The 17,946-nt window shown below is 60.4% G+C and carries 16 protein-coding genes, 2 pseudogenes and 1 other annotated feature; of the genes and pseudogenes, 9 read left to right on the forward strand and 9 right to left on the reverse strand.

The window, feature by feature from the left end; translation table 11 throughout:
- Nucleotides 1-118: 118 nt before the first annotated feature.
- Nucleotides 119-1,073: pseudogene (locus ACOHX0_RS20515) on the forward strand (IS3 family transposase); the annotation flags it as partial.
- Nucleotides 128-244, forward strand: a sequence feature (AL1L pseudoknot). It overlaps the preceding pseudogene by 117 nt.
- Nucleotides 1,074-1,423: 350 nt before the next feature.
- On the opposite strand, the pseudogene ACOHX0_RS20520 reads toward ACOHX0_RS20515, so the two are convergent.
- The 6 genes and pseudogenes from ACOHX0_RS20520 to ACOHX0_RS20545 all read right to left on the reverse strand — a co-directional run bounded on the left by ACOHX0_RS20520 (nucleotide 1,424) and on the right by ACOHX0_RS20545 (nucleotide 7,644).
- Nucleotides 1,424-2,445, reverse strand: a pseudogene (locus ACOHX0_RS20520) (IS110 family RNA-guided transposase).
- 192 nt (nucleotides 2,446-2,637) lie between these two features.
- Complete coding sequence (locus ACOHX0_RS20525; RefSeq protein WP_420679103.1) at nucleotides 2,638-3,921, reverse strand: TRAP transporter large permease; 1,284 nt, start codon at nucleotides 3,919-3,921, stop codon at nucleotides 2,638-2,640.
- Nucleotides 3,918-4,466, reverse strand: a complete 549-nt coding sequence (locus tag ACOHX0_RS20530) for a TRAP transporter small permease (RefSeq protein ID WP_420679104.1) — start codon at nucleotides 4,464-4,466, stop codon at nucleotides 3,918-3,920. Before ACOHX0_RS20530 ends, ACOHX0_RS20525 begins: the two co-directional genes overlap by 4 nt.
- Nucleotides 4,467-4,471: 5 nt before the next feature.
- A complete protein-coding gene (gene dctP / locus ACOHX0_RS20535; protein WP_420679105.1) occupies nucleotides 4,472-5,476 on the reverse strand; it encodes a TRAP transporter substrate-binding protein DctP in 1,005 nt (334 codons plus the stop codon).
- A gap of 36 nt (nucleotides 5,477-5,512) precedes the next feature.
- Entirely contained in the window at nucleotides 5,513-6,451 is a 939-nt protein-coding gene (locus ACOHX0_RS20540; protein WP_420679106.1) for a beta/alpha barrel domain-containing protein, read from the reverse strand.
- Nucleotides 6,448-7,644 carry a CaiB/BaiF CoA transferase family protein gene (locus ACOHX0_RS20545; RefSeq protein ID WP_420679107.1) on the reverse strand — a complete coding sequence of 399 codons (1,197 nt, stop codon included), beginning with the start codon at nucleotides 7,642-7,644 and terminating at the stop codon, nucleotides 6,448-6,450. The genes ACOHX0_RS20540 and ACOHX0_RS20545 overlap by 4 nt, the downstream gene beginning before the upstream one ends.
- Nucleotides 7,645-7,737: 93 nt before the next feature.
- Between ACOHX0_RS20545 and ACOHX0_RS20550 the strand changes: the two genes are divergently transcribed.
- Complete coding sequence (locus ACOHX0_RS20550) at nucleotides 7,738-8,004, forward strand: LysR family transcriptional regulator (RefSeq protein ID WP_420679118.1); 267 nt, start codon at nucleotides 7,738-7,740, stop codon at nucleotides 8,002-8,004.
- Between the two features lie 94 nt (nucleotides 8,005-8,098).
- Nucleotides 8,099-8,419, forward strand: coding sequence for a LysR substrate-binding domain-containing protein (locus ACOHX0_RS20555; protein ID WP_420679108.1), 321 nt, complete (start codon nucleotides 8,099-8,101; stop codon nucleotides 8,417-8,419).
- A 79-nt stretch (nucleotides 8,420-8,498) separates the two neighbouring features.
- Here the strand turns inward: ACOHX0_RS20555 and ACOHX0_RS20560 are convergent, their stop codons facing one another.
- The 3 genes from ACOHX0_RS20560 to ACOHX0_RS20570 all read right to left on the reverse strand — a co-directional run bounded on the left by ACOHX0_RS20560 (nucleotide 8,499) and on the right by ACOHX0_RS20570 (nucleotide 12,958).
- Entirely contained in the window at nucleotides 8,499-10,904 is a 2,406-nt protein-coding gene (locus ACOHX0_RS20560) for a CHASE3 domain-containing protein (RefSeq protein ID WP_420679109.1), read from the reverse strand.
- 613 nt (nucleotides 10,905-11,517) lie between these two features.
- The gene (locus tag ACOHX0_RS20565) at nucleotides 11,518-12,525 is read right to left on the reverse strand and encodes a TRAP transporter large permease subunit (RefSeq protein ID WP_420679110.1); all 1,008 of its coding nucleotides are present in this window, start codon (nucleotides 12,523-12,525) and stop codon (nucleotides 11,518-11,520) included.
- A gap of 13 nt (nucleotides 12,526-12,538) precedes the next feature.
- Nucleotides 12,539-12,958: a hypothetical protein gene (locus ACOHX0_RS20570; protein WP_420679111.1), complete on the reverse strand. Its 420-nt coding sequence runs from the start codon at nucleotides 12,956-12,958 to the stop codon at nucleotides 12,539-12,541.
- Between the two features lie 93 nt (nucleotides 12,959-13,051).
- On the opposite strand from ACOHX0_RS20570, the gene ACOHX0_RS20575 reads away from it, so the two are divergent.
- The 6 genes from ACOHX0_RS20575 to ACOHX0_RS20600 all read left to right on the forward strand — a co-directional run bounded on the left by ACOHX0_RS20575 (nucleotide 13,052) and on the right by ACOHX0_RS20600 (nucleotide 17,833).
- Nucleotides 13,052-14,005 (forward strand): LysR family transcriptional regulator, encoded by a 954-nt coding sequence (locus ACOHX0_RS20575; RefSeq protein ID WP_420679112.1) that lies wholly within the window; start codon nucleotides 13,052-13,054, stop codon nucleotides 14,003-14,005.
- A gap of 46 nt (nucleotides 14,006-14,051) precedes the next feature.
- Complete coding sequence (locus ACOHX0_RS20580; protein WP_420679113.1) at nucleotides 14,052-14,345, forward strand: transposase; 294 nt, start codon at nucleotides 14,052-14,054, stop codon at nucleotides 14,343-14,345.
- A gap of 8 nt (nucleotides 14,346-14,353) precedes the next feature.
- Nucleotides 14,354-15,073 (forward strand): IS3 family transposase, encoded by a 720-nt coding sequence (locus ACOHX0_RS20585; protein WP_420679114.1) that lies wholly within the window; start codon nucleotides 14,354-14,356, stop codon nucleotides 15,071-15,073.
- A 740-nt stretch (nucleotides 15,074-15,813) separates the two neighbouring features.
- Nucleotides 15,814-16,308 (forward strand): hypothetical protein, encoded by a 495-nt coding sequence (locus tag ACOHX0_RS20590; protein WP_420679115.1) that lies wholly within the window; start codon nucleotides 15,814-15,816, stop codon nucleotides 16,306-16,308.
- Between the two features lie 153 nt (nucleotides 16,309-16,461).
- Nucleotides 16,462-17,367 (forward strand): GIY-YIG nuclease family protein, encoded by a 906-nt coding sequence (locus ACOHX0_RS20595; RefSeq protein ID WP_420679116.1) that lies wholly within the window; start codon nucleotides 16,462-16,464, stop codon nucleotides 17,365-17,367.
- A gap of 94 nt (nucleotides 17,368-17,461) precedes the next feature.
- Entirely contained in the window at nucleotides 17,462-17,833 is a 372-nt protein-coding gene (locus ACOHX0_RS20600) for a hypothetical protein (RefSeq protein ID WP_420679117.1), read from the forward strand.
- Nucleotides 17,834-17,946 lie beyond the last annotated feature (113 nt).

Raw genomic sequence — 17,946 nt, forward strand, 5'->3', positions numbered from 1 at the left:
GCCGAGATCTCCGCCAGCCGGTCATCAACGCTCCAGAAGCCTGCTTGCCTCGACATGGCCGCCTCCCGGTTACGCGGGAAGTGAATCACGTTATCCGCCGATCAGCCAGAGGTTTCCGGAGGTGTCCGGCTTATTTTGCGATGGCGGAGCTCGACCGCCGGTCGAAGTGATGGTGTCATTCATCGACATGCATCGCGGTGAGCATGGGGTCGAGCCGATCTGCACTGTCCTGCCGATTGCCCCTTCCACGTATTACGAGCATCTGGCGCGGCGGGCCGATCCGGCCCGGTTGTCGGACCGTGCCCGGCGTGACGCGGCATTGCGGCCCGAGATCCTGCGTGTTTTCGAGGAGAACTGGCGGGTTTATGGCGTGCGGAAGATCTGGCGGCAATTGCAGCGGGAGGGTTTCACTGTTGCCCGCTGCACAGTCGCCCGGCTGATGAAGAGCATGGGTATTCAAGGCATCATCCGGGGCAAGCCGCACAACCACGGTGCCCGACAAAAAAGGCCCCGTGCCCGCTGGACAAGTAAACCGGCAATTCCGTGTACCCGCACCCAACATGCTCTGGGTCAGCGATTTCACCTATGTCACCACCTGGAAAGGGTTCGCCTATGTCGCCTTCGTCATTGATGCATATGCCCGCAAGATCGTCGGCTGACGTGTCAGCACCGCGGCTCATGCCGGGTTCGTTCTCGACGCCCTGGAACAGGCTGTTCATGAGCGGCGGCTCACAAAGGCGATGGGGCTCGTTCATCACTCCGCGCGCGGCAGCCAATACTTGTCGATCAAATACACAGAGCGCTTGGGAGAAGCTGTTGTCGAGCCCTCTGTCGGCAGCGTCGGGGACAACTATGACAACGCGCTGGCCGAAACGATCAATGGTCTTTTCAAGGCCGAGGTCATTCACCGCCGCGGCCCATGGCGCAGTTTTGAAGCGGTGGAATACGCAACACTCGAAGGGGTGGACTGGTTCAACAACCGCCGCCTGCTCGAGCCTATCGGGAATATTCCGCCGGCAGAAGCAGAGGCCAATTTCTATGCGGCTATGGAAACTGAGGAACTAGCCGCGTAACTAACTGAAATCAGCTTCCGGCAAACCCGGCGCGGTTCAAACCGTCGTTCCGTTGGACCAGACGCCGGTCATGCATGTATGGATGCCCCCTGGTGTGCAAGAAGATTTTGAACGGCTCGGGTATGTGATCGGATGCCGTGATGTATCAGGCATCCTCATACGGCAACTGTTTACTTGGCCGCGGGCCGGTATGGCGATGCGCAGACCGGGTCCAATTCATTAACGCGAGCTTTTTGCTCTGTGCATGCGGATGGTTTTCCCGGTCCGGATCTGGTCGATCCATTGCCCTTACAGTTCTCTGACCTCCTCACCTTCCGGCAGCTTCAGCACAGGTTAGCTGTATACGCTGGTTATGCTGCCGCGGCCGGATTCCGGTAATCTTCATCTTTCGTCAGCATTGCCCAGATTGACCGGGCCATCTTGTTGGCCAGAGCAATGGCAACCAGCATTCGAGGTTTGCGCTCCAGCATTCTAGCGAGCCAAGAATCCTTTGCCGCGCCGTCCCGCAAGACCGCGCGAACCACCGCCATTGCCCCAATAATCAAAAGCTTCCGAATGTCGCGCTGACCCGTCTTGATGTTCGCCCCAGCCGTGATTTGCCGCCAGAGGAATGTTGCCGCGGCACGAGGCCAACCCACGCGGAGAAGTCGCGCCCGCATCTAAAGCCTGACATGTCAGGAGAGAAGGCCTCAATCGCCAGCGCCGTTACCGCCCCAACACCTGGTGCGGTCTGCAGACGCCTCAATGTCCTCGATGACTTCGACGCTGCCCGCGTTTTTCCCTCGAGCCTGGCAATATGGGTGTCCAGAGTGGCCACCTGTTCGAGATATTGATGCCCCAATTCACGTACCAGTTCTGGCATGCCGGCGTCATCGCAGGCCAGCGCTTCCGCCAGAGCCTTGAGATGCACACGCCCCTTTGGCGCGATCACACCGAATTCGGCCAGGTGCCCGCGCAATGCATTGATCACCTGCGTGCGCTGGCCAACCAGCATTTGCCGTGTCCGGAAGAGCATCGCACGCGCCTGATGGTCTTTGCTCTTCACGGCGACAAACCGCATCGTCGGACGGAACGCTGCCTCAACAATTGCCTCAGCATCGGCCGCGTCATTCTTCTGACGCTTCACAAAGGGTTTTACGTATATGGGCGCGATGAACTTAACTTCATGGCCCTGTGTAATTTGACGCCCCCAATTGTGCGCCGTAGCACAAGCCTCAATGGCAACAACACATCGAGGATGTTGGCCGAGAAAATTGAGGAACTGCGCCCGGTTCACTTTCTTGCGAAAAGCAACTGAGCCATCTGCGCGAGCGCCGTGGAGCTGGAACACGTTCTTTGCCAGATCGACGCCTATAGTACTAACTTCAGTCATGGATGCTCCTCCTACGAAGTGACATTCTGCAGAACATCACCTTGGCACACTGCGATGCCGTTAGGCGGGGGCATCCACGCCATCACTAACAATCCAACTGGACCACTCAGGTGGGGCTGATCTTTCTTCCGTGTAGCCCCATTGCGGAGCAGGCTAGCCTGCAGGACGACTTCGAGGCCGCCTGTCAGCCTTTCATCTCCCAAACCCGGAGGCATAGGGCAGCCACGTAGCAAGTCCCGGAACCAGCAGCATCAGCACCAGCCCACCAAGCATCAGCAGCACATAGGGCGCCGCTCCGCGGACAACCTCGGACAGTGGCGCGTCCGTAATGCCCTTGATCACGAACAGGTTCATGCCAACCGGCGGCGTGATCATCGCCAGCTCCAGATTGATCATCAGCAGCACCCCGTACCACACCAGGTCGATATCCAGCGCGTGCATCGTGGGCAGCAGGATCGGCGTGGTGATCAGGATGATGGCAATGGATTCAAAGAACATGCCCATCACGAAAATCATCGCCATCACGATAAAGATGAACTGCAAGGGATTCAGCCCCATGCCCGCCACCGCCTCTGTCACGCCCATCGGCAGGCGGATAATTGTGATGGCATGACCGAACATCGCCGCGCCCGCAATAATCATGAACACCATCATCGAGGTCAGCATGGCTTGGCGTGCGCAGTTCCAGATTTCCGCCAGACCCAGGCTGCGGTAGACCGTCAGCGCCACAGCCAGCGCATATAGGCAGCCAAAGGCTGCGGCCTCACCCGCGGTGAAAACGCCGAAGTAGATGCCGCCCATCACGATTGGCGGCGCCAGCACCGCCCAGATCGAACGCTTCAGAGCTCCGAACACCTGGCTCCATCCGGCCCAGTCCGGCGCGGCCTCGCCCCGGCGGCTGGCCCGCACGATGCAATAGGCGGAGAAGATCAGCGCCAGCAGCAGGCCCGGCACGATGCCGGCCAGGAACAGCGCCCCGATGGAGACGTCCGAGACAATGGCATAGAGGATCATCGGCCCGGAGGGCGGGATCAGGATGCCCAGGGTGCCGCCCGCAGCGATTACCCCCAGCGCGTCGCGCTCCGGATAGCCGAAACGCTTCATCTGCGGGATCGCGCTGGAGCCGATCGAAAGGGCCGTCGCCACCGACGAGCCGGAAATCGCGGCAAAGATGGTGCAGGACAGAACTGTGGCCACGCCCAGGCCGCCGCGGATATGGCCCACCACCGTGTGGGCCATGTCGTACAGGTCATCGATCACCCTGGCGCGGATCATCAGCTGTGCCATGAAAACGAACAGCGGCACCGTCATCAGGATCGGCTTGTCGAGATGAGCATAGACCGTATCCGCGACGCTGCCGATACTGCCCTCGAAGATCAGCAGGATCGCACTGGCTGTCAGGCCAAGCGCCGCAAAGATCGGCATGCCGGTCAGCAAAAGCAGGATCAAACCGCCAAATACCAGGGCCATTGTCATGTTTCATCTCCGTGGGCAAAACGGCTGAGGATCCGGGCCAGCGCCATCAGCGCCAGCAAAGCTGCGCCCGCAACCAGCGGCAGCTGTACAGCCCAAAGCGGCACCTCTACGGTGCCGGAGGTGTAGGCCTCGAATGAGCGGGCGAAGGACACCGCCTCCCAGCTGCTGATGCCGAGGACAGCGGCGAAAACCAATACTGCCAGATCGGCAAAGGCCCTTTGCGCCTTGGCCGCGCGGCCGCGCAGGCGCGCGGTCACAAGATCGATCGAAATATGAACATCCTGCCGGTAGGCTTCGGCCACGCCAAACATGATCAGCGCCACCAGCGCCCAGCCTGTCACATCGTCAGACCAGCGCAGCGGCGCGTTCATCAGGTAACGCTGAAAGACAGCATAGATGGTGAGCGCGAAGGCCAGCAGGATCAGTCCCGTGCTGATGGCGCCCGCCAGCCTCACCAGCCCGTTCACCGCTCTCAGGACCAGCGCAAGGCATGTGTGCAGGGCGCCCTTGGGCGCCGCTGCAGCGAATTTTGAGCGAACCGGCACCCGGGTTACCCCTGCCCCTTGCTGCGCAGCTGATCGATCAGTTGCAGCAATTCGCGGCTGTGGGCGTCATCCGAGCCGAAGACCGCATCATAGGCAGGCCGCATCAGGGCCTCCAGCGCTGCGTTCTCCTCGGCTGAGTTTACATGCACCTTCACCCCCTCGGCTTCGAGATCCGCCGCGCCGCTGGCATCGGCAGCCTCGGCAGCCTCGATCGCCCAGATCGCGGCCTTGGCCCCGGCCTCATCCAAGGCCGCCTTGGCCTCATCCGACAGGCTGGCATAGAATTTCGGGTTCAGGTAGCCGTGGAAGAAGACCGAGATGACCGGCACTACCGTGAAATGGTCCTGCACTTCGTAATATTTTCGGGCATGGGCCGCACCGATCCCGGTCAGGGCCGCGTCGATCACGCCGGTGGCAAGCGACTGGTAGACTTCGCCGCCGGACATCGATACTGGCGCTGCACCCAGAGCCTCAAGCGAGGCATTGAAGGCCGGCACTAGGCCGCGGATCTTCTTGCCCTCGAAGTCCGAGGGGTCATTCAGAAAATCACCCTTGGAGGTAAACACGCTGGTGTTGGTCTGAAACAGCCAGACGACGTTCTCGACCCCTTTCTGACGCAGCTTGTCCTCAAGGAATCCGGCCGCTCCCGAGCCGTCCCAGTTGCGCCAGATGGCCATATCGGAGAAGGCGTAGGGCGCCGTGGTTACCGTCATGATCGGCAGGGTCTTGCCCCACTGGAACTGCACGGAAAAAGCGCATTCGATATCGCCCTTGGCGGTTGAGGTAATGTTCTCCTTGGCCCCGACCAGGCTGTTGGCACCGAAGATCTGCACGTCGATCTCGCCGTTTGTCAGCGTCTCGACCTCCTCGGCCCAGCGGTCAATCACGCCCGCGACGGCGTGGGACGGCGGCAGCTGGTGGCTGCAGCGCATTTCCTTGGCGCCCGCCGAGGCGGCGGTGCCGGTAGCGGCAATGCTGGCGGCGGCAAGCGCCGGGATCAGATGTTTCATGGGTTCCCTCCCTAGAACCTTGGACTATGGGGCGCCTCAGGCGGCCCAATGGATCAGTGGCGGCGGCCCGGACCGGGCCAGCGCCCCATGCAGCTCCTCCGCGGGCATCTCCTCCTCAAGGATACCGCGGATCGCTGTCACAGCTTTCAAGTCGATGCCGGTGGCAAATCCCATCCGCTCGCACAGGAAGACCAGGTCTTCAAAGACGGCGTTGCCGGTGGCCCCCGGCGCAAACGGGCAGCCGCCTAGACCGCCCAGCGAGCCGTCCAGCACCCGCGCGCCCGCATCCAGGGCCGCGGCCGCGTTTGCCAGAGCCAGGCCGCGGGTGTCATGCAGATGCACGGCCACCGGTACATGCCCGCACAGGCTGACCAGTGCGGAAGTTAGAGCGCCCACCTGGCGCGGACCGGCAAATCCAACGGTATCGGCAATACCGATGATATCCGCCCCAGCGTTCAGGCAGTCTTCTGCGAGACGCAAGACCTCGGCTTGCGGCACATCGCCGGCGATCGAGCAGCCGAAAGCCATCGCAATCCCTGCATTCACTAGCGGCCGGGCAGCGCTTTCATCGGCAAGTTCCCGTGTCCTGCGCACGAGGTTTACCGCTTCGGCGCGGGAGCGGCGCATATTGGCCCGGCTGTGCTCCTCGGTGGCGGAAACCACGTTGATGATCTCATGCACTGGAGTTTGAACGGCATCCCCGGCGCCGCGCTCATTCAGGGCCAGCGCCGACGCAAAAGCGCCCATATCCGCTGTGGCGCCGATCAAGGCCCGAATATCAGCGAACTGCGGCACACGGGAGGCGGGCAGGAACGAGCCAACCTCGAAATGGCGCACTCCGGCAGCAAATTCCGCATGCAGCCAGTTGAGCTTGACCTCTGTGGACGGAAACCGGCGGACCAGCTGCAGCCCGTCACGCAATCCCACCTCGCGCAGCGTCACGCGGTCTTTCGGGTACAGCGTTTCGGCATTCATCCCACGGCCTCCCTAATCCCAGTCCCCGAGGCTGCAAGAATTTCTTCCTCCGTCAAACCAAGCTGACCGAGGATCTCTGCCGTGTCATCGCCGACGGGCGGCAAGTCCGTATCGGCCGAAACCGCCGGGGTACCGTCCACTTCGAAGGGCAGGCCGGGAGCGCGGAAGCTGCCGCCGCCGGGCAAGGCGGAGGTGAACAGCCCGCCGGGCCGGTTGACGTGCGGGTCCTCGTACATTTCCGCAGGCCGGGCAATGGGTGAAAACGGAATGCCTTGCAGTTCCAGCTGCTCGGTAAAGGGAGCATAGCACTGCTGCGCCACTGCCTGTTCGATTATGGGCAGGGTCCAGTCGCGGGCGGCAATCTGATCCGGACGGGTCTGCAGGCGAGGGTCCGTCTTCAGCTCCTCAAGCCCCAGCAGATCGCACAGCTTGGCCCATTGCCCCTCTGTCACTGCGCCGAGAAAGATCTGCTTTCCGTCACCCGTGCGGAAGATGTCATAGACCGGCCAGGAGAATTCGCGCTCCGGCATCGGCGGCGCTTCGGTGCCCTCGATGTCGAACTGCGCCATGTGCTGGGCCACCAGCAGCAGGCAGTTCTCGAACAGGCCGACTCTGATCGCATGACCCTTTCCGTCCACTTGGTGCTGGAGCAGCGCGGCGAGTACAGAGAATGCTCCGAACAGCCCGCCCATGATGTCATTGGCCGAGGAGCCGATCCGCAGCGGCCGCCCGGTGGGGCCGGTCATATAGGCCATGCCGGTCATCATCTGCACCACCTCGTCCATGGCGGTGCGGGTCGCGTAAGGACCGTGCAGAAACCCCTTGCAGGAGGCCACGATCAGCCGAGGGAAGCGTTCGCGCAATACCTCCGGGGCAAATCCCATGGCCGCCAGAGAGCTGTCCCGGAAGTTCTCGACGAAGACATCCGCGGTTTCCAGCAGCTGCTCCAGCGCAACCCTGCCTTCCGCTTTTTTGAGGTCGAGGGTGACCGACTTCTTGCCCCTGTTGAATGTCGGAAAGAACCCGCGTCCCATCCCTGTCAGATTGCGGGTTTTGTCGCCCTGCGGCGGCTCCACCTTGATCACTTCAGCGCCGAGGAACGCCAGGAACATGCCGCAGGACGGTCCCATGATCATGTGGCTCATCTCGATAACGCGCAGGCCCGCAAGCGGGGCAAATCCAGTGCCGGTCATGGCTGTCCTCCTTGTTCATTTCTGAGAGTAGGATTGAAGCTGAGATGTGAAAAACATAATCCTCAGACTGAACCATTCGCAAAATCAGAAGCCATGGAGTCCCGTCAACTCCGCTACTTCGCTGCCATCTATGAACATGGCTCGCTGGCGCAAGCTGCCGGGCATCTGAATGCTGCAGCCTCCGCACTCAACCATCACCTAGCTAATCTCGAGGCGGAGCTGGGCGCACAGCTCTTTCTGCGGCGCCCCCGCGGTTTATCCCGACGGCGGCTGGTGCAAGGCTTTATGACCACGCCCGCGCTATCCCAAGGGCGGCGGAAGCCGCGGGCGATGTCATCAGGGAAGAACCCCAGGAGGTAGCGGGAGAGGTTTCCGTCGGCATGGCTCACTCCGCGGTAAAGGCTATCGGCCTGCCACTAATTGAAAGTGTGCTTCGGGGTTATCCAAACTAAAGTTGTCGCTGTCCCAAAGCCTGTCCGGCTCCACCCTGATGCATCTGATGGCCTCGGAAGTGGATCTGGCGGTGGTCTACAATCCGCCGCAAAACAAGGCGCTCAGACTTCAGCCGGTGCTGGAAGAACGTATGGTTTGCCTCGGCTGCCGCGCGGTTATAGGCGACGCGGATGCGCCCATTACCTTCGACGAAGTCTTGGAGCTTCCGATCATCCTGCTGCGCCAGGGTCTGTCGGCCCGCGCCCTGATGACAGACACTCCGCCAGTCCCGCAACATTCGCTGCGAGACGCTGGGAAAGCAGTTCTCCCCGATCGGTCATAAACCGCGCCTATCCCATTAAGTTGATTGGGCTGGAGATGCCCCGGCAGAATAGGCACGGTTCAGGATTGGGACCGCGGCTTCAGAAATCCCGCCATTGATCTTTGGCGAGGTTGCCTTCCACGGCCACCGCGACAGGGGCAGGAGAGACTTCCGACGCATCCCAATTGTTGCCATGTGAGGAAGGCCCTGCCGGTTGATTTTCACAAGGCTCATCCGCAGAACCTCCGTCCGCGATCTTGAAGCGGGCGACCAGCTCGGAAAGCTTTGTGGCATCGCCTCTAAGCAGGTGGCCGGCCGCCGCGGACTGCTCAACCATGGCTGCGTTCTGCTGCGTTACCTTGTCGAGCTGAACCACACCAGTGTTGATTTCACCCAGACCGGTGGATTGTTCTGCAGCCCCCTCAGCAATGTCAGACACAAGCTGGGAAATGTGGTTGACCCGTCCAACAATGCTGTTGAGAGCCTCGCCCGCTTTTCCGACCAATTCGACACCATGGGTCACCTGCTTGCTGCCGTCAGTGATCAGAGTCTTGATCTCGGTCGCCGCATCCGCGGAACGCTGGGCCAGGCCGCGCACTTCGGAGGCCACCACGGCAAATCCGCGCCCGGCTTCGCCGGCTCGTGCCGCTTCGACACCAGCGTTGAGAGCCAGCAGATTGGTCTGGAAGGCGATATCGTCGATGACCCCGATGATCTGCGAGATCTTCGCCGAGGACACTTCGATTTCAGTCATCGCCGAGACCGCATTTTGCACGATGACGCCGCTGCTTTCCGCTTCCGCCCTAGCTTCACCCATGATCGTTTCAACGCTGCGTGCGCCGTCGGCAGCGGATTTCACGCTGGCGGTAAGCTCATCCAGCGCCGCTGCGGTTTCTTCGAGTGTGGCCGCCTGGCTTTCGGTGCGGCTCGACAGATCATCAGAGGACTGGCTGATCTCTGCCGCGCCATTCTTGATGCTCGACGAGGCACTGATGACCTGGGTCACGGTCTGGCTGAGCGTGGACACGGTGGTGTTGAAGTCTTTCCGGAGCCGTTCGTAGTCTTCGGGGAAGGTGCGGCTGATATTCACCGTCAGGTCTCCCTGCGCCAGATCGGACAGGCCGCTGCTGAGTTCGCGAACGACCTCGGCCTGCTCTTCGTCGCGGGCCCGTTGCGCCTCCTCCAGTTCCTTTTCACGGATCAGCGACTGGCGGAACACGTCCAGGGACCGTGCCATTGCGCCAACATCATCCCCGCGGCTCTGCCCTTTGATCGCCACGGCGGTATCTCCATCCGCCAGGCGCTCCATCGAGCGGGTAACCGTGCGCACTGCGTTGCCGATGTTGGACCCGATTACCAGGGCCACGGCCGCTCCGATCACAACAGCGGCAGCCACCGCGCCAAGGATCATGTTCCGCGTGTTCGCCGAAGTTTCGATGTTGGCCTGATTGCGTTCTTCCATCAAACCCTGCTCGATCGAAGTGAACTCGCCCATGATACCACGGAACTGGTCGAAGAATTGCTTGCCGCGTTCTTCACCGACAAGACGCGCCATATCGTCCATGGTTTCGGCATTGCCAATGTCACGGCGCAATTCCAGCATCGGCTCCGCAATCTCTGCGCGCCACTCGTCAATCACCGACTTCATTTTACCGAGACGTTCCACTTGGGCGGGATTGTCGCGCATGGCCTGAGAAAGATTCCTCAACAGAATTTCAATTTTTTGCCAACCCGCATCATAGGGCTCAAGAAATTCTTCCTTTCTTGTCAGAAGAAAACCGCGCACCCCGGTTTCCATATCCACAGCGGCCCCTACCACATTTAACGCCTGCGCGACCACTTCTTGTGTATGGTTCATTTTTCCAACGGCAAAGCGAATGGTGGCAGGCGGGCTTTCACCCCGATCGAGCAACTGGAAAAACTCGGAGTTCCTCTGCTCAATAATATTTTCTTCCACCTCGATAAACTCAGCTGCCAGCGCCCTGAATTTATCGAAATAGGTTTTCCCTTCGGCCTTTTGAACCTCGCGCGACAGATCGACCATCGTCTTCGAATTTCCAATAGCGCGCCGCATGGAAATCTGATATTCAGCCACTTCCGATTGCCAATCTTTCAGAACCTGTTCCGCAAGTGCCAAACGTTCTACTTGGGGCGGATTATCACTTACTGTTTTTCGCAATGCCTCCAGAGAAGAAAAAGCCCCTGCATCTCCATTTTTGTAGGGATCAAGGAACTTTTCCTCCCCCGCCAGCAGGTAGCCGCGCATCCCGGTTTCCATGTCTACTGCCGAAGCGACAATAGAGTCAGCCTGTTTCAAGACTTTTTGAGTGTGCTCGACCCAGCCGTCGGTCTCGGACATTTTCGAGAGATTTACATTCGCAACAACGCCAATTCCAAGTGTCAGCACTAAAGGTGCCGCAGCAGCAGCCAAAACTTTTGCCTTCATAGGCCAATTGGAGAATTTTCGGATGGACTTTATCTTTTTGGTTGATTCATTCAATTCCATAGTGTGTGCCTCCTCACGGCAAACTCGAAGAATGATTTTTTATCCACAGCAAAAGTTAAAAACAACTCAACATTCACGGCCGCCTCTGCATTCGCGCATTGATTTCACACGCTTATTGGCACGCCCACCACCGAGAGGTGATTGCTAATATCCTAGTCCACTTAAAGGAGTGCGCCCCCCCTAATTCGAATCAGTTGGGCAAAACACATATTTCACCCACATCAATTCGAGGATCGATGCTCACCGCTTCAACTAGAAATTAATCCGACGCATCGGGAGGCGGGCCGGATGCCAGGATTAAATGCCGCCAGTTTTTTGATTTCCAACTGATTCAGCCGGGAGGCCGGGTCCAGGCCTCCCGAAACCAATTCACACCCGAGGCTGGACCGGCTTTCGGCACCGCCCGTGCATCGGCCCGGGGCCGGGTTTCTCATTCTGTCAGTAATCTTGGCAGCCGGCACGATTCACGGTAGGCGCTTCAGACATTTCAGACCGAAATTAAACTACCCGATGAAATTTGTTACAAGAGACTCGATGCGCGGCCTGCCAGTCCTTGGCATATGGCCCGCCGGACGGCCGCGCATCCCGAAACGAAGGCAGCCGCCCCCGGAGTTCAAAGGGAAGTTCGCGGCGGCCCCTGCGTATCGCGAATTGGCGGCACCTGCGCTGCAAAACCGATGCACGTCTGGCTCGGACGCTGCCTTGCGTGCCATTCCGCGGCAGCACGCGGGATCTGCCGGCAAGGCCTCTTCCCTCTCCCGGCCCACCAGCCAAGTCCGGCAGAATGCGGCAACCAAGTGGCAAGCCCCGGGTTCAGAAGCAGGAGCAGCATCCCTCCCGCCAAGAGCAGCACATAGGGCGCCGCCCCGCAAACTACCTCAGCCAGCGGCGCACCGGTGATGCCCTGCAGGACAAACAGGTTCATGCCCACCGGGGGTGTGATCATCGCCAGTGCCAGATTGATCATCAGCAAAACACCGTCCCAGACCAGACCGATGTTCAAGGCGTGCAACGCGGACAAGACGCCCGGCGCAGTGATCAGAAGGATGGCAACAGCTTCAAAGAACATTCCCATGACAAAGATCACCGCCATCACGATCGGGATCGTTAACAGCGCCCAGAATGCGCGATTGAAAACCGCAAACACGTCGCCCCAGCCGGCCGGGCAGCCAAAGGCCATGACAATCGCCGCCTTGACCACCGGCTTGCCTGCAGAGGCAAGGGCCTTTGTCCGGCGCACCAGTTTTACCGCTTCAGTGCGCGACCGGCCCATTTTGGCGCGGCTAAGTTCTTCCGTAGCCGGGACCACATTAACGCCCTCGTGCCATGGCGTTCGCACCACTTCCCGCGCACCGCGCTCGTTCAGTGCCACGGCTGACTCATGGGCGCCCAGACCGGCGGCAGGCTTGATCAAGTCGCGCACACCGTCAAACTGCGGCGTTTGCGAGACAGGCAGGAACGCGCCGGCCTCGAAGTGGCGCACACCGGCCGAGTAATCCGCCCGCAGCTGTTCAAGCTTGGCCGTGGAAGAGGGAAGCTTGCGGACCGTTTGCAGCCCGTTGCGCAGGCCGACTTCGCGCAGTGTTACACGGCCACCCGGGTAAATTGTGGCGGCATCCATCAGCCGGATTCTCTCAAGGCCCTACCCGGACGCGGGGGTTTTTCTCCGCGGTCAGGACGAGCGCGCCGCGGATCTTTGCCGTGCTGCCATCAATCGGCGGCAGGTCCACATTGGCGGCTGCGGCGGGAACTTCACCGATGTTAATGGGCAGGCCCGGCGGATTGTTCACCTCGACCTTGCCGCGCGGCGGCTGCTTCTGCGCCCCGGGCCTGCCCTCCGCGGTTTTCAGACCGTGAGTGAAGGATTTCTTCCCTTTAAGAAGTGCCAGGAAAGAGCCCGTGAAGTTGCGGCTCCTGGCACCATACCGCGGATCCGCCTTTACCACTTCGACACCAAGCAGCGGCAAAGACACGCCGAAAGACGGCCCCACAATCACGTGGTTCATGTCAGTGACGCGCAGGCGCTTAAGCAAGGCAAACTCATTGCCGGTCATGGCAGACCTCCCTCTTGGCCATAAATACTGGCATTGAAAATGGGATATGAATATCATAATGATTAGACTGAAGCATTCGAAAATACAGAAGCCATGGATTCCCGTCAACTCCGCTACTTTGCGACCATCTACCAAAAGGGTTCACTCGCGCAGGCAGCCGGGGAATTGAATGTTGCGGCCTCTGCGCTCAGCCATCATCTTTCCAACCTCGAAGCCGAACTGGGCACGAAACTCTTCGTGCGGCAGCCACGCGGGCTAGCGCCGACCGCAGCCGGAGTCCGGCTGAACGAACACGCATGCTCCATCTTGCAAGCCTTGCAAGCCGCCGGGGACGATATTCGGGGCGCAACGCGGGAGATTGCAGGAGAGGTTTCCGTCGGCATGGCCCATTCCGCGGTTAAGGCCATCGGACTGAACCTGATCAAGACGGTATTGGAAGATCACCCGAAACTAAAGCTCTCGATTTCCGAAAGCCTCTCCGGTTCGACCCTGTTACATTTGCTGACCACAGAGATCGGCTTGGCGGTCGTTTACAACCCGCCGCAGAACAATGCACTCCGGTTGCAGCCGATTTTGGAGGAACGCGTGGTCTGCATAGGCCGCCATGAGCTGATTGGAGACACCGATGCGCCCATTACTTTTGATGAGCTTTTAGATCTGCCGATCATCCTCTTGCGCCAGGGCCTGTCCACGCGCGCGCTGATGAACGACCTGAACCTTCTAAAAAAGCTGGAGGCCCGCGCACGCCTGAACCTGAATTCGGTGACCGCCATCGCGGCTTCCCTTTGCGCCGGTCTGGGCTGCACTGTCGGCACTCCACTTTTCATGCGCGAACATCTGCAAACGGAACGGCTGCACGCCAGGCCCCTGATAGAACCGGAGTTAAGCCGGACGCTTTACATGTGCGAGCTGGCGGACCGCCCGGCCACTTTTGCCCAGGAATGGGTGCGCAGCCTCATCCTGCAGCTTACCTATGCGGCAATTGACAAAGGGACTTGGGAAGCGGTCCCGGTTGAGCTACCCCCCGAAATTCGGACAGTGACGTAAGCTACGATTTGCAGTCTGCTGATCTTCGACGAGAAGGAGATCAGAGATGTCGAAACGCAAGCAGCACGCGCCGGAGTTCAAGGCGAAGGTCGCGCTGGAAGCCCTGAAGGGTGAAGAGACGGCGGCCGAGCTGGCGAGCCGGTTCGGGGTACATCCGACGATGATCCATCAATGGAAGCGAGCCCTGCTCGACGGCGCGTCCGGCGTGTTCGAGCGCGGAGGCCGCAAGAAACCCGAGATCGATGAGGAGCAGGTAAAAGAGCTCCACGCCAAGATCGGGGAGCTGGCGGTGGCCAACTCTTTTTTGGAAAGAAAGCTGAAGCCCTGGGGCGGGAAGTGAGGCGCGGCATGATCGAGCCTGGCCACCCGGAACTGTCGATTGGGCAGCAGTGCAAGCTGCTGTCAATCGCGCGCTCGTCTTTCTACTACACCCCCAGGGGCGAGACCGAACAGAACCTCGGCCTGATGCGGCAGATCGACGAGCAGTTCCTGGAGACGCCGCTCTTCGGTGTCCGCCAAATGACCTGGCACCTGCGCAACGGCGGCCACGTTGTGAACGAGAAGCGTATCCGGCGGCTGGTGCGCCTTTTGGGGCTGATGCCGATCTATCAGAAGCCCAATACCAGCAGGCCATCGAAGGGGCACAAGACCTACCCCTACCTGCTGAGAGGACTGCGTGTGGATCGCCCGAACCAGGTCTGGTGCTCGGACATCACCTACCTGCCCATGCGGCGCGGGTTCCTTTACCTGGTCGCGATCATGGACTGGCACACCCGCAAGGTTCTGTCCTGGCGGATCTCGATCACGCTGGAAACCGACTTTTGTGTCGTAGCGCTGAATGAGGCCATCCACAAGTTCGGCGTGCCCGCGATCATGAACACGGATCAGGGCAGCCAGTTCCCATCCTTCGCCTGGACCGATCGGCTCCGCCGATCCGGCGTGCGGATCTCGATGGATGGGAAAGGCCGATCCCCGGCAAGCACCTCGTTCAGCCCGGACATATCCTGGTACACGTGCGCCAGGTCTCCGCCAGCGCGCTGGGCATGCAGCCGGAATTTCCAAAGCTGATGCGGGAACAGACCGGCGAACCGAAGGACGACAGGTGCCTTATCAAGTTTGTCAGACTGGTCTTGGCGGAACTTGGCATGTACGGTCATCTGCAACCTCAGATCTGCTTGACTGATCCGAGTGTCTGCGAAGACGACGAAAGTCCCGAGAGACTTGTTTGGTTTTGTGAGGCTTGTACTCACTAGGCAAGTTGCAATCCCGGGCTGGACCCCGGAATTTCAACTTGCCATTTCGCGAGAGGGATACCCCCTTCGATCCCCTCCTCGTCAGCTTGTTTTCGGCCTTCGCCTCGACAAGCTTCCTGCGGCCAGCAGCCTGCTGGACCCGCCCTGCCGGGGGCCGTGGATGCCTTATTGTTTTTCGATAATCTGAGTGGGGAGAAGGCTGTTTTGCTCAAGACTTCAACCGCCCCCTTTGATCACTTTTGCATTACAAAAGGGCTGAGACTATTTTTGCAGATATCCCTGTTCCTTCAGATGGGAGATCAGTAGCCGTTCAACGTACGAGGCCACGGACCGGGCATCTTCTGCCGCTGCTTTTTCTACGGCCTTCTTCGTTTCGTCCGTCACTCGTACGGAAATTGCAGAGGTCTTCGCCATGAGTTCACTTGTGTGCAGTTGACATTCAAATTGGATGGATGCATATTAAACTCAGTTGCACACATTTGCAACGGGCTGAGGGGAAGGTGGAAGCTCCCCGCCCAGCCCTGACCAAACCGATCTCGTAGAAGGAGACCGACCATGGCTAATTGTTGCCCTATCACGCGCGTTCGCGCGGCAAAAGACCTGCATCCTCCATTGACCGCCGCGGTTGCGGACAAGACGCCCACCCCGATCTTCCGGGCTTTCACCATGCTGACCGACGCGGTGGAGTCCGCTGTCGAGATGGAGCGCGACCTGTCGCATGCGATGAGCTGGGACCCCGCGAGCAGCGGCTTTGCGGAGGCGGCTGAGAACCAGTGGCATGACTGCCTGCGCCTGGCGTCTGATGTTTTCTCTGCTCCACCGGCCTCGTCCTACCACCTGCCGGTGCAGCGCATGGCCATGCTGCTGCATTTTCTGATCGAGGCCACAAGCCCGGACGAGGCCCAGCATCTTCAGCATCTGATGTATGAGCATCGTGATCTTTTCAGCACGGAAGATCCCGGTGCCCGCCAGGCGCTGAACCGGGCTGCCCGGCACGTTGACGCCATCGTGGAGATGGCCGCGACGGCGCCTGACTTCACCCCGGCCTAACCCGGCCCCAATCTCCCCTAACGACGGCTGACTTGGCACCGGCAGCGGATCTCCCCGCCTGCGTCCGCCATGTCCTGTCCTTTTCCGAATTTTCCCCGGCAGGCGCACCCCGCGTCCGCCGTCCCCTGTCCCTTTGCCTGACTGGAGCTTTTCATGACCCAATCCGCAACTCAGACGTTCCCGCTCACCATCCATGCCCACTGGCGCGACGCCGCTGCAAACAAAGGCTTCGACATCCTGAAGCGCATCCGCGACCGCTACCACCTGCTGCTAGCATGCCGGGCTTGCGGGGCAACGCACGTAAGCAAACTCTTCGTGTTGATGAACAACCATCCGCTCTGCCCGCATTGCATCGAGGCGCGCTGGCGGGAGGATGCCGCGGCAGCCGGGCTGCAGTGGGCCGGCCGCGACCCGCAAAGCCGTCATCATGGCTTCTACATCGCAGACTGCGGCCATCGCCTGCGGCGGCAGATTGAGCTGGTCAAGCGCGCGGCCGCGGGGATCTGCGACGTGCGATGCGAGGCCTGTCACAGCCGGAAAGAGCGAACCGAGGCCGAGACCCAGGGCTGGAACCTGACCGGGCCCGACCCGGAAGGCGATCCGAACTATCGTCTCTATCGGCATCCATCCTGCGGCCATGTCCAGCGCATTGCCCGGGTCAACATGCAAACCGGAAGGTTTGGCTGCGGCAACTGCGGTGACGACTGGCCCGCCGCGCCAAGCCACCTCTACGCCATGCGGTTCAAGCTTCCGAATGGCGCGCTGCTGGTGAAGCTGGGCTTTTCCCGGAACCCGGTCTCCCGCCTACGCCACCAGCTGCTGAAGCACCGCAGCGTGGAAGCACAGATCCTGAAGACCGTCCCCATGGAGACCGGGCAACGTACCCTGCAGACTGAGAAACGACTGCATGCCAGGCTGAAGTCCACCTTCCCGGACAGCATCGCGCCGCCCGATCTTTATGCCGGATCCATCAATGTCCGCAGCGAGATCTATTTCCCGGATGTGACCCGGGAGATCCTTCGGCTGCTCGATGAGATCGATACCGACAGCGCCGCCTGACGCCCCTTCATCGGCCCCTACAGCACCGCCCCATCCAACCCGGAGTCCGGGGAGGGCGGCGCCCTTTTATCTGCAACTTATCCGGAGACGAACTATGCCACAGTTCCCGCTTCACTCCCCCAACCCCGCCTGGATCTCCTTTGCCAAACATGTCCTGCGCCGGATGATCTCAGATCAAGACAACGCAGCTGACAAACGCACCGGTGCCACCCCGGACCATCCCAAATCCGAACTTCTAAACGCGCTCAACGACCTGCCCAAGACACAGCCCCGGGACAGCGAAGAGCTCGATCAGCTCCGGGAAAGCGGGGTAGACGGCTGGGCGCTGGACGATCAGGGGCGGAGCCGTCCGGCAACCGTCCTGCCCGTAAGCCAAAGCCTCATCGCGCTGGGGCTTGCGGCGACCTTCGTCTCCTCCCGGAATGTCATGGACACCCGGACACCTCCGAAATCCGTGATTTTCTGATGTGCGGGGTAATATGAGCAGCCCTGGGGGGCTGCTACTGCGGCCTGATTGGCTTAGCGCTGTAGGTTCGAGGGGCGTGAGCCGTTAGGCGGGCGCAGTTCGGCTGAGAAGCC

It is taken from the genome of Cribrihabitans pelagius (genome assembly GCF_048820915.1).
In the GTDB taxonomy this organism is placed as follows: Bacteria; Pseudomonadota; Alphaproteobacteria; order Rhodobacterales; family Rhodobacteraceae; genus Cribrihabitans_A; species Cribrihabitans_A pelagius.

Coding starts and splice junctions, on each gene's coding strand:
- dctP (WP_420679105.1), bottom strand. CDS start 5,476: ATGAAACATCTGATCCCGGCGCTTGCCGCCGCCAGCATTGCCGCTACC.
- ACOHX0_RS20540 (WP_420679106.1), bottom strand. CDS start 6,451: ATGAATGCCGAAACGCTGTACCCGAAAGACCGCGTGACGCTGCGCGAG.
- ACOHX0_RS20550 (WP_420679118.1), top strand. CDS start 7,738: ATGGAGTCCCGTCAACTCCGCTACTTCGCTGCCATCTATGAACATGGC.
- ACOHX0_RS20585 (WP_420679114.1), top strand. CDS start 14,354: ATGATCGAGCCTGGCCACCCGGAACTGTCGATTGGGCAGCAGTGCAAG.
- ACOHX0_RS20565 (WP_420679110.1), bottom strand. CDS start 12,525: ATGGATGCCGCCACAATTTACCCGGGTGGCCGTGTAACACTGCGCGAA.
- ACOHX0_RS20600 (WP_420679117.1), top strand. CDS start 17,462: ATGCCACAGTTCCCGCTTCACTCCCCCAACCCCGCCTGGATCTCCTTT.
- ACOHX0_RS20525 (WP_420679103.1), bottom strand. CDS start 3,921: ATGACAATGGCCCTGGTATTTGGCGGTTTGATCCTGCTTTTGCTGACC.
- ACOHX0_RS20595 (WP_420679116.1), top strand. CDS start 16,462: ATGACCCAATCCGCAACTCAGACGTTCCCGCTCACCATCCATGCCCAC.
- ACOHX0_RS20580 (WP_420679113.1), top strand. CDS start 14,052: ATGTCGAAACGCAAGCAGCACGCGCCGGAGTTCAAGGCGAAGGTCGCG.
- ACOHX0_RS20545 (WP_420679107.1), bottom strand. CDS start 7,644: ATGACCGGCACTGGATTTGCCCCGCTTGCGGGCCTGCGCGTTATCGAG.
- ACOHX0_RS20570 (WP_420679111.1), bottom strand. CDS start 12,958: ATGACCGGCAATGAGTTTGCCTTGCTTAAGCGCCTGCGCGTCACTGAC.
- ACOHX0_RS20560 (WP_420679109.1), bottom strand. CDS start 10,904: ATGGAATTGAATGAATCAACCAAAAAGATAAAGTCCATCCGAAAATTC.
- ACOHX0_RS20575 (WP_420679112.1), top strand. CDS start 13,052: ATGGATTCCCGTCAACTCCGCTACTTTGCGACCATCTACCAAAAGGGT.
- ACOHX0_RS20590 (WP_420679115.1), top strand. CDS start 15,814: ATGGCTAATTGTTGCCCTATCACGCGCGTTCGCGCGGCAAAAGACCTG.